The following is a 9,402-nucleotide window of genomic DNA, read 5'->3' as shown; positions in this document are numbered from 1 at the left end:
CTGCTTCAGCCGGTCCTGTGCCGTGGGTGCCGCGCGTCCCCGAATTTTGTTCCGATTCGGGGCAGTTTGTGGGCGGGGGGCTGGTGTCGGCTCACACGGTGCAGGTCGTGTGCCGGCTGCGCAGCCGCCACGTTACCCTTAACAGCAGCTTACGCTTGGCCGATACAGCAGGGCTGATAGGGTCGCCATCGAACCAGACGGCAGGCCGAACCGCCTGCAATGCTCAGACGAGGGGACGTGACCGGTGCGAAAGCTCCGAGGCGTCCGGGACAGCCGATGGGGAGGGCCGTGGCTCTCCCCATCGCCATTTTTGCGACAGCGCGTCGGTTTTTTCTTGCCCTGTCCGAATTGACTTGAAGTTGCGGAGCCGCCGGGCGACTGAGGGCGCCGGACCTAGTGGAGCGGATTTGACATTCGCTTCCCACCCGGCCGCGGGCTCGCGAAGCGAATGTCAAATCCAAAGCTCCACCAGAATCCAATACTTGCTAGTGGTCCTTTGGTTCTAACGTTCGCAAAAGAGCCTGCCGAGAAGCGATGCGAATGTTAGAATCGGACCACTAGCCCACTGATGCATCCTTCCACCCCCCGCGAACCGATTTTCAACGTACCCGGCGTGCTTGTTGCGACACTGGCGGTGCTCGTCATCGTCCATGTCCTGCGATCCTTGCTGTCGCAGGCGGCCGACATCGAATTGCTGTTGCTGTTCGCCTTCATTCCGGCCCGCTACGACACCAACATTCTCGCCAATGCGGCCTGGCCGGGGGGAGTCGGCGCCGACGTCTGGACCTTCGTCACGTATGCGCTGATCCATGCCGACTGGATGCATCTGCTGTTCAATGCGGTGTGGCTGCTCGCTTTTGGCACGCCGCTTGCGCGCCGGTTCGGCGCGTTGCGATTTCTTGCATTCTGCGCAGTCGCGGCCGCCGCCGGTGCGCTCGCGCATCTGGTGACGCATTTCGGGCAGTTGGTTCCGATGGTGGGTGCGTCGGGTGCGATCTCCGGCACGATGTCGGGTGCGATGCGCTTTGCGTTTCAGCGCGGCGGACCCTTGAGCTTTCGAGGTTCGGAAGAATCGTACCGCGTGCCGGCGCTGTCGCTGACTGAGTCGCTTCGCGATCCGCGTGTCCTCGCCTTCCTGATGGTATGGTTTGGACTGAATCTCCTGTTCGGCCTGGGCTCGGTTTCAATCACCGGCAATGAGCAACCTGTCGCATGGCAGGCTCATGTCGGGGGCTTCCTGGCGGGGCTTGTGCTGTTCAGCTGGTTCGACCCCGTCGGGACAGTGTCGGAACCGGACGACCCGCACGCTGCTTGATGCATCGCAGCATGGTTGCCGCTGGCCAATTCAATTGCGGCATGGAACACTTGCTGATCGTGTGGTTTGAGATGCATTGCGCGGGATCTGCCCGTCGCGGCGGACTCGCGCTTCCAAGGGAGGCGAACCATGATCGTCAAATCGATCCTCTCCGCCAAAGGCAGCGACGTTGCAACCATCGCACCCACCGCAACGCTGGCTGACGCAACTACAATCCTCGCGGACCGAAAGATCGGTGCGCTGGTCGTGACCGGCGCCGGCGGCCGGATCACCGGAATTATTTCCGAGCGCGATATCGTACGCGCATTTGCACAGCATGGCGGCAATGCGCTGCGAATTCCGCTGAGTGAAGTGATGACCCGCAAGGTGGTGACTTGCGATCCCAGCGATAGCGTGTCGGTTCTCATGGAGCGGATGACGGCCGGAAAGTTCCGGCATCTTCCGGTGACCGAGAATGATCAGCTCGTCGGAATCATATCGATCGGCGACGTGGTAAAATACCGCCTCACCGAGTTGGAGTTCGAGCACCACGCCATGCGTGACTACATTCAGACCGCGTGACACGCCGGTCTCGCGGCCGGCGGCGCTAGGTGAGAGCGGCGATTGCGTCGGTGATATCGGGAACCGATCGTTCGGCGGCTTGCGCGCCGATTTCGATTGCTTCGCGGGCGCGGTGGAAATCGAACAATCCGATTTTGCCGCAGCGTGGCCCGATCAATACGTCAGGCGGATCGCCTGCAAGTCTTGAGCGCGTAACCCGATCCTGCATGATGTTGAACGAGTCGATCATGATGTTGGCGATGTTCGGACTGCGGCGGCCTCCAACCAGCTGGCGCTTGAGCAGGAATTCGGGGCTCAGGATGCGCCGCAGCCCTTCCGGCCGAGAGCGCATCTCGTTCAGCACCCGGACATCCTCCGCGTCCGGGCCGTGACTGGAGATCGTGCCGCCGCGCCCGAGCATGTCCGAGTTGAGGTTGACCGCGATCACCAGGCGGGCGCCGAGCGCGCGGGCCGCGGAGACCGGCACCGGATTGACGAGGGCGCCGTCGACCAGCCACCGGCCGCCCAGCCGTACCGGCGTGAAAATCCCGGGAAGCGCGTAGGACGCACGCGCCGCATCCACGATCCGCCCGCGCGTGAGCCAGATTTCATGACCGGTGCCAAGTTCGGTCGCGATACAGGCATAGCGCTTCGGCAGGTCTTCGATCATCGTGTCGCCGAGGGTGTCCTCAAGGCGACCGGCGAGACGGTCGCCGCCTATCAGTCCTGAGCCCCCGAGGCTGACGTCGAGGTAGCCGAGCACGCCGCGCGTCGTCAGCGTTCGCGCCCATTCATCGAAGACCTGCAATTTTCCCGCAGCGTAGCAGGCCCCCACCACGGCGCCGATTGAAGTGCCGACCACGACATCGGGCTCGATGCCGTGCCTTGCCAGGACTTGCAGAATTCCGATATGGGCGAAACCGCGCGCAATGCCCCCGCCCAAAGCGAGCCCGACGCTCGGCTTGGGCAAGGCGGTCTTCTCGGTGGTCGCCTCTGCCGCGCGGTCACCGTTCACGGCGCGCCGGATTAGAGCTTGCAGCACGGTTCTGCTCCTCCTGGCGATGATCCGACCAGCGGCCCGGCGAGACAAGAACCTGCGCCCGAAAATCGCGGCGCATGGTGAAAACGCCGGTCAGGCGCGCGACGGGCGGACCATCCGAAACTCACTCTCGACCACCGCATAATTGTGATAGCCGTTTCGAGCGATCGGCTTCATGGCGGCGGTATCGAGGAGGCCGTCGCGGATGAAGCGATCGTCGATATGCACGCCGATCACCTGGCCGAACACGACATGGGTGTCGAGCAGTCGGCCCTCGGTATCGGCGAGCGGTACGATCTGCAGCAGCGCGCATTCCAGCGCGCATGGTGAGGTGGCAACGCGCGGGGGCCGGACCAGGCGGGAGGGAGCGGGTTCAAGACCCGCTTCTGCCATTTCGTTCACGCCGCGCGGCATGGGTGCAGAAGTCCGGTTCATGGCGTCCCGCAAGTCCCAGGTCGCGAGATTGCAGACAAACTCGCCGGTCTCCCGAATGAAGGTCAGCGAATCCTTGCGCCCTTCGCTGGAGAACATCACGATCGCAGGCCGGCTCGAGACGCCGTTAAAAAACGAATAGGGAGCGAGATTGACCTCGCCCGCCGCACTTATCGAGGTGATCCAGCCGATCGGGCGCGGTGCCACGATCGCCTTGAACGGATCATGCGGCAGACCGTGATCGTTCGTGCGGGCGTCGTAGAACATCGTCAGCCGTAGCGCGTCACGATTTCGGACAACGGCGGGCGCGGCCGGTCTTCCGGGGGTCGCGAGGCTCTGCCGATATGGACAAAGCCTGCAATGCGCTCGTTGTCGGCAAGGCCCATCGCGCGGCAGATGCGGCGGTCATAGGCATACCATTCGGTGATCCAGTTGGCGGCGTAGCCCAGAGCATGCGCGGCCGTGACGAGGTTCATGGTAGCGGCGCCCGCGGAAAGCACCTGTTCCCATTCGGGGATTTTCGGGTTCGCAGCGACCCGGCTTACCACGGCGATTACCAGCGGCGCGCGAGCGAGCCGATTGCGCTCGAATTCGATCTGGTCGGCGGTCGCATCGGGGCGGTCGGACCGGAAGGCGCCAGCGATGGTCTCGCCGATGGCCGTGCGGGCATCGCCTTCAAACAAGATGAAGCGCCACGGCGTTAGCTTGCCGTGATCGGGGACGCGGGAGGCTACCTTCAGAATCGTCTCGACTTCAGATGCCGAAGGTGCGGGGCCCGCCAGCTCAATCGGCTTGACGGAGCGGCGCGTGGTCAGCAGGGAAAGTGCATCAGGCATGATTTGCGGCTAGCACAGCCCGGTTGTCCGCACAAATGCGCCGCGGTGTTGCCGCAGGCTTGAATTCGCCGCGATTTCCGCCGAAAAGTCGCTCATGAGGGCGTTGGGATCTGCCGCTGGACCGGGAGGAGCGCGGATGGCTTTGGCCGCCGCGATGCTTGTATGGCATGCGATGCCGTCCTATGCGCAATCCTTCACCAATACGGGTCCCGCGACCATTACCGGGCCGATAGGGGAACCGCAGAGCCTCGCGCCACCACCCGCCGCCAATCTGGCGGCTCCAGGGGCGGGCGACGTGCTGCGCCCTCCTGCACCGATTCCGCTGCCCGTCGCGCCATTGCCTGAGACGCCGCCGCATGTCGAGCGGCCGCCGGTCTTGCCACCGGTCTTGCCGTTGCCTGCGCCCGCGCTCGCACCGGCGGTCCCGGCTGGGCAGGTCGCGCTCTATCTCAGCGCAAGATTTGGCCGCGACATGCCGCCGGTCCCGGGCGGGGTCGTCTGGCGCGTTTTTCCGGATCGGCCGGACCCCTCCGGCGCCCTTCGTCCGATCCGCGAGGACAAGACTGCCGCTCCCACCATGCTGCTGCCACCCGGTGGCTACATCGTGCATGCCAGCATGGGTCACGCGCAGACGCTCAAGAAAGTGCAGTTGCGCGCGGAGACGGTGCGCGAAGTTTTTGACATCCCTGCCGGCGGCATTCGCATCGAAGGCAAGGTCGGGGACGCGCGCATTCCGACCGGGCAGATCCATTTCGACGTGTTCAAGGGCAGCCAGTTCGAGCCTGGCGACAAGCGTCCGCTGATCCAGAATGCGGCCACGGGCGAAGTGATGCTGGTACCGGAAGGTACCTATCACATTATTTCGCACTACGGCGATGGCAATGCGGTGGTGCGCTCCGACATCCGGGTCCAGACCGCGCGCGTGACCGATGTTACCGTCAATCATCGTGCCGCCGTGATCACACTGAAGCTGGTGGCGAGCGATGGAGGCGAGGCGCTCGCCAACACCCAGTGGTCCGTGTTGACGCCGGGTGGCGACGTGATCAAGGAGTCGATCGGCGCCTTTCCACGCGTGGTGCTCGCGGAAGGCGAGTATCGGGTGATCGCGCGCAACGACGGACGCTCGTTTCAGCACGAATTCGCGGTCGTTCCGGGGGTTGATCGCGAGATCGAGGTGGTCGCGCGCTGAACGCGACAGGCGCGACGCCCCGACCGCGCCCGGTTTCGGAGGCGATATTGGATCGTCCGGTCGTCCGTGCTGCCGTGATCGTGCTGCTGGCGCTTGCCGGCGACGTCGCGCCGGCGGTCGCTGCGGACGGTGGGCATCCCGACATCGACAAGATGAAGGCCGAGTATCGGCGTCCACCGGCGCGGCCGGTCGAGAATGCGGCGCTGGTCGAATTGGGGCGCGATCTATTCTTCGACCCTGTCATCTCGGCATCGGGCAAGACCGCCTGCGCGACCTGCCATCGACCTGAACGCGGCTGGAGTTCGAACGAGCCGCGCAGCCCGGGGGATTCTGGGCGACCGACGCAGCGCAAGACACAGACCCTGCTCGGGATTGGCCATGCCCGCCCGCCATTCGACTGGGATGGCCGTCACGCCACGCTCGAAGCCCAGGCGGTGTCGTCGATCGGCACTGGCTCGATGTCGATGTTCGCGACTCCGAACGAGGTGAAGGTGGACGATATCGTTGCCCGGTTGCGGGCGAACGAGCGCTATGTCGCGAAATTCCGTCAGGCAATGCCCGGCGCGCCGATCAATCTCGACACTCTCGTGATCGCTCTGGCGGCGTTCGAGCGGAGTATCGAGCCGGGGCAGGCGCCGTTCGACCGCTGGGTCGCTGGTGACGAGACCGCGATTCCGGAAGCGGCGAAGCGCGGCTTCGTCCTGTTCCACACCGAGGCCGCTTGCTCGGGCTGTCATATCGGCTGGCGCTTCACCGACGATGCCTTTCACGACGTCGGCACGACCACGACCGATCCGGGACGCGGGCGCGAGTTGAAGGGCAATACGAAGATGCAATTCGCGTTCAAGACGCCGACGTTGCGCTCGGTCGCGCTGCGTGCGCCCTATCTGCATAACGGCAGTGCCGCAACGCTGCGCGATGTGGTCGACCTTTATGTGAAGGGCGGCATCGACCGGCCGAGCCGGTCGCCGATGATCAATCCTTTCGACCTCACCGAGGACGAGCGCAACGACCTGGTCGCGTTCATGCAGACGCTGACCGGGGAGGGCGAGGCAAAATAATACTCACGCCGCGGTCGCGCCGCCGCGTTATGGATCACACGGCGGTCCAGCCGCCATCATGGGCGATGAGCTGACCGGTGACATAGCGCGAGGCATCGCTTGCGAGATAGATCACAAGACCCTGCAACTCCTTTGGCGCGCCGCGACGTCCCATCGGGGTGCCGGCGACGATCGATTGCTCGAAGCGCTCGCTGTCCTCGGCGCTCCACTCCGCCTTGAAGTGATCTGCAAGACGCGTACCGGCGCCCTGCCAGCCTGGGGCGATGGCGTTGGCACGAATATTATCCCTGCCATATTCCGCCGCGATCTGCCGGGTCATGCCGGCGAGCCCGGCCTTGGTCGCCGCATAGGCGACGCCGGACACCGCAAAGCCCGGATAGAATCCGACGATTCCGATCAGCGACGCGACGTTGACGATCGAGCCCGCCCCGGCTTCCAGCATCAGCGGGATGGCCGCACGCGTCACCAGGAAAGTGCCGAGCAGGTTCACGTCGATCACGCGCTTCCAGTCGGCGGTCTCCACTTCGTGCAGGCGTCTGGGAAACGGCGCGACGCCTGCATTGTTGATCAGGACGTCGAGCTTGCCGTGCGAACTCGACACCGCGCGGCCGAGCAAGGCGACCTCGTCCTCGTTCGCGACGTCGAACACGATGCGCGAAGCCTTGCCACCGGTCGAATGGATGATCGATATCGTTTCGGTGACCCAGCCCTTGTCGCGATCGGCGCAGATCACGTCGGCTCCCGCCGCCGCGAGCCCGAGCGCCATCTCGCGGCCAAGACCGGACCCCGCGCCGGTCACCAGCGCCACTTTCCCGTCGAGCCTGAACAGGTCCGCCGACATCAGGCCGCCCGGGCCGGTTTGGCGCGCCGGAGATCCGGCGGCAGCGCCTCATCGGCGAGCATGGCGAGCGCCTGATCGAGCGGCACCACCTGCTGGCCTTCCTTGCCGAGGCGCCGGATCGATACGGTGCGTTCCGCGGCTTCCTTCTTGCCGACCACGAGCAGGACGGGAACCTTGGCTAGCGAATGCTCGCGCACCTTGTAATTGATCTTCTCGTTGCGCAGATCGCTCGAGACCCGCAGGCCCTGCGCGGTCGCCGCCTTCATCGCTTCATGGGCATACGCGTCGGCGTCCGACACGATGGTGCAGATCACCGCCTGTTTCGGCGCCAGCCACAGCGGCAGGTGGCCCGCATAATGCTCGAGCACCACGCCGAGAAAGCGCTCCATCGAACCGCAGATGGCGCGGTGGATCATCACCGGTGTCTGTTTCGATCCGTCGGGCGCGATGTAGAACGCCTCGAACCGCTGCGGCAGGTTGAAGTCCACCTGCGTGGTGCCGCATTGCCAGTCGCGGCCAATTGCATCCCTCAGGACATATTCGAATTTCGGCCCGTAGAACGCGCCTTCGCCCGGATTGATGCCGGTCTTGATGCGGCCGCCGGACTGGTCCTCGATCTGCTTCAGCACCTTCGTCATGATCGCTTCGGCGTCGTCCCACATTTCGTCGGTGCCGACCCGCTTTTCAGGCCGGGTGGAAAGCTTCACCACAATCTGCTCGAAGCCGAAATCGGCGTAGGTCGACAGGATCAGGTCGTTGATCTTGAGGCATTCCTCGGCCATCTGCTCCTGGGTGCAGAACACATGCGCGTCGTCCTGCGTGAACGCGCGCACCCGCAGCAGGCCATGCAGCGCGCCCGACGGCTCGTAGCGATGCACCGTGCCGAACTCGGCCATTCGAAGCGGCAATTCGCGATACGAGCGCAACCCGTGCTTGAAGATCTGGATATGGCCGGGACAGTTCATCGGCTTGATCGCGTAGACGCGCTCGTCCTCGGTGTCGTCGCCGGCCGAGGTTGCCTGAAACATGTTCTCGCGGAACCAGCCCCAATGGCCTGAGGTCTCCCACAGCGACTTGTCGAGAAGCTGAGGGGCGTTCACCTCCTGGTACTCGCCCTTCAGGCGACGGCGCATATAGGCGACGATTTCCTGGAACATGGTCCAGCCGTTCGGATGCCAGAACACGGTGCCCGGGCCTTCCTCCTGGAAATGGAACAGGTCCATTTCGCGGCCGAGCTTGCGATGATCGCGCTTCTCGGCTTCCTCCATGTTCTTCAGATATTCGTCGAGTTCGTCCTGCTTCGCGAAGGCGGTGCCGTAGATGCGCGACAGCATCTCGCGGTTCGAATCGCCACGCCAGTACGCGCCCGCCACCTTCATCAGCTTGAAGGCATTGCCGACCTTGCCGGTGGACGTCATGTGCGGGCCGCGGCAGAGATCGAACCACTCGCCCTGCCTGTAAATCTTGAGCTCCTGGTCTTCCGGGATGGCGTCGATCAGTTCGACCTTGAAGTTCTCGCCCTTGTCGCGGAACACGCGCTTCGCCTCGTCGCGCGACCAGACTTCCTTGGTGAAGGGTTTGTCGCGCGCGATGATCTCGCGCATCTTCTTCTCGACCGCGCTGAGGTCTTCCGGCGTGAACGGCTGGTTGCGGGCAAAATCGTAATAGAAGCCGTTCTCGATCACCGGGCCGATGGTGACCTGGGTGCCGGGCCACAGCGCCTGAACCGCCTCGGCGAGCACATGCGCGCAATCGTGCCGGATCAGTTCCAGCGCGCGAGGGTCCTCGCGATTGAGCAATTCGATCTTTGCGTCCCTGGTGATCGGATCGGCGAGATCGGCGACCACGCCGTCCAGCGCCATCGCGACGGTGCGCTTGGCCAGCGAGGGCGAGATGCCTTTGGCGATATCGAGCCCGGTGATGCCGGCGGGAAATTCGCGGCTGGCGCCGTCGGGAAAGGTCAGCGCGATCAGGGGCGATGCGGGGATCGCTGCGGGCGAGGCGCCCGCGATGCCGGTTTCGGCCATTGTCGTCTCCTGTTGCTCACTCCCGCGAACGAGCGCGGGTAAGCCGATGGGATAGGCTGCATATAGCAAGGCAAGCGGGGAGGGCAATCTGGCTTTTCTTCTCTGTGTCCCGCGGAGCGATC

Annotated in this window: 9 protein-coding genes; 4 read left to right on the top strand and 5 right to left on the bottom strand. The window is 64.3% G+C overall.

The genetic code is table 11. From position 1 onward, the window contains the following. Positions 1-568: 568 nt before the first annotated feature. Together AB7F49_RS08310 and AB7F49_RS08305 are read left to right on the top strand one after the other, a co-directional pair. Positions 569-1,315 carry a rhomboid family intramembrane serine protease gene (locus AB7F49_RS08310; RefSeq protein ID WP_428521364.1) on the top strand — a complete coding sequence of 249 codons (747 nt, stop codon included), beginning with the start codon at positions 569-571 and terminating at the stop codon, positions 1,313-1,315. A gap of 129 nt (positions 1,316-1,444) precedes the next feature. Then, the gene (locus tag AB7F49_RS08305; RefSeq protein ID WP_428521363.1) at positions 1,445-1,876 is read left to right on the top strand and encodes a CBS domain-containing protein; all 432 of its coding nucleotides are present in this window, start codon (positions 1,445-1,447) and stop codon (positions 1,874-1,876) included. Between the two features lie 25 nt (positions 1,877-1,901). On the opposite strand, the gene AB7F49_RS08300 is transcribed toward AB7F49_RS08305, so the two are convergent. The 3 genes from AB7F49_RS08300 to AB7F49_RS08290 all read right to left on the bottom strand — a co-directional run bounded on the left by AB7F49_RS08300 (position 1,902) and on the right by AB7F49_RS08290 (position 4,162). Continuing rightward, complete coding sequence (locus AB7F49_RS08300) at positions 1,902-2,897, bottom strand: patatin-like phospholipase family protein (RefSeq protein WP_428521362.1); 996 nt, start codon at positions 2,895-2,897, stop codon at positions 1,902-1,904. 90 nt (positions 2,898-2,987) lie between these two features. Then, positions 2,988-3,593 carry a flavin reductase family protein gene (locus AB7F49_RS08295; RefSeq protein ID WP_428521361.1) on the bottom strand — a complete coding sequence of 202 codons (606 nt, stop codon included), beginning with the start codon at positions 3,591-3,593 and terminating at the stop codon, positions 2,988-2,990. A 2-nt stretch (positions 3,594-3,595) separates the two neighbouring features. Continuing rightward, positions 3,596-4,162: a nitroreductase family protein gene (locus AB7F49_RS08290; protein WP_428521360.1), complete on the bottom strand. Its 567-nt coding sequence runs from the start codon at positions 4,160-4,162 to the stop codon at positions 3,596-3,598. 136 nt (positions 4,163-4,298) lie between these two features. Here AB7F49_RS08290 and AB7F49_RS08285 point away from each other — a divergent pair, with 136 nt between their 5' ends. Beyond that, positions 4,299-5,351: a hypothetical protein gene (locus AB7F49_RS08285; RefSeq protein WP_428521359.1), complete on the top strand. Its 1,053-nt coding sequence runs from the start codon at positions 4,299-4,301 to the stop codon at positions 5,349-5,351. Between the two features lie 47 nt (positions 5,352-5,398). Continuing rightward, a complete protein-coding gene (locus AB7F49_RS08280) occupies positions 5,399-6,412 on the top strand; it encodes a cytochrome-c peroxidase (protein WP_428521358.1) in 1,014 nt (337 codons plus the stop codon). Between the two features lie 34 nt (positions 6,413-6,446). Here the strand turns inward: AB7F49_RS08280 and AB7F49_RS08275 are convergent, their stop codons facing one another. Next, complete coding sequence (locus AB7F49_RS08275; RefSeq protein WP_428521357.1) at positions 6,447-7,253, bottom strand: SDR family NAD(P)-dependent oxidoreductase; 807 nt, start codon at positions 7,251-7,253, stop codon at positions 6,447-6,449. Beyond that, entirely contained in the window at positions 7,253-9,280 is a 2,028-nt protein-coding gene (gene thrS, locus AB7F49_RS08270) for a threonine--tRNA ligase (RefSeq protein ID WP_428521356.1), read from the bottom strand. Before thrS ends, AB7F49_RS08275 begins: the two co-directional genes overlap by 1 nt. Positions 9,281-9,402: the final 122 nt, after the last annotated feature.

Source organism: Pseudorhodoplanes sp., from assembly GCF_050250235.1.
In the GTDB taxonomy this organism is placed as follows: Bacteria; Pseudomonadota; Alphaproteobacteria; order Rhizobiales; family Xanthobacteraceae; genus Pseudorhodoplanes.
This window is presented reverse-complemented; position numbering and strand designations above follow the sequence as displayed.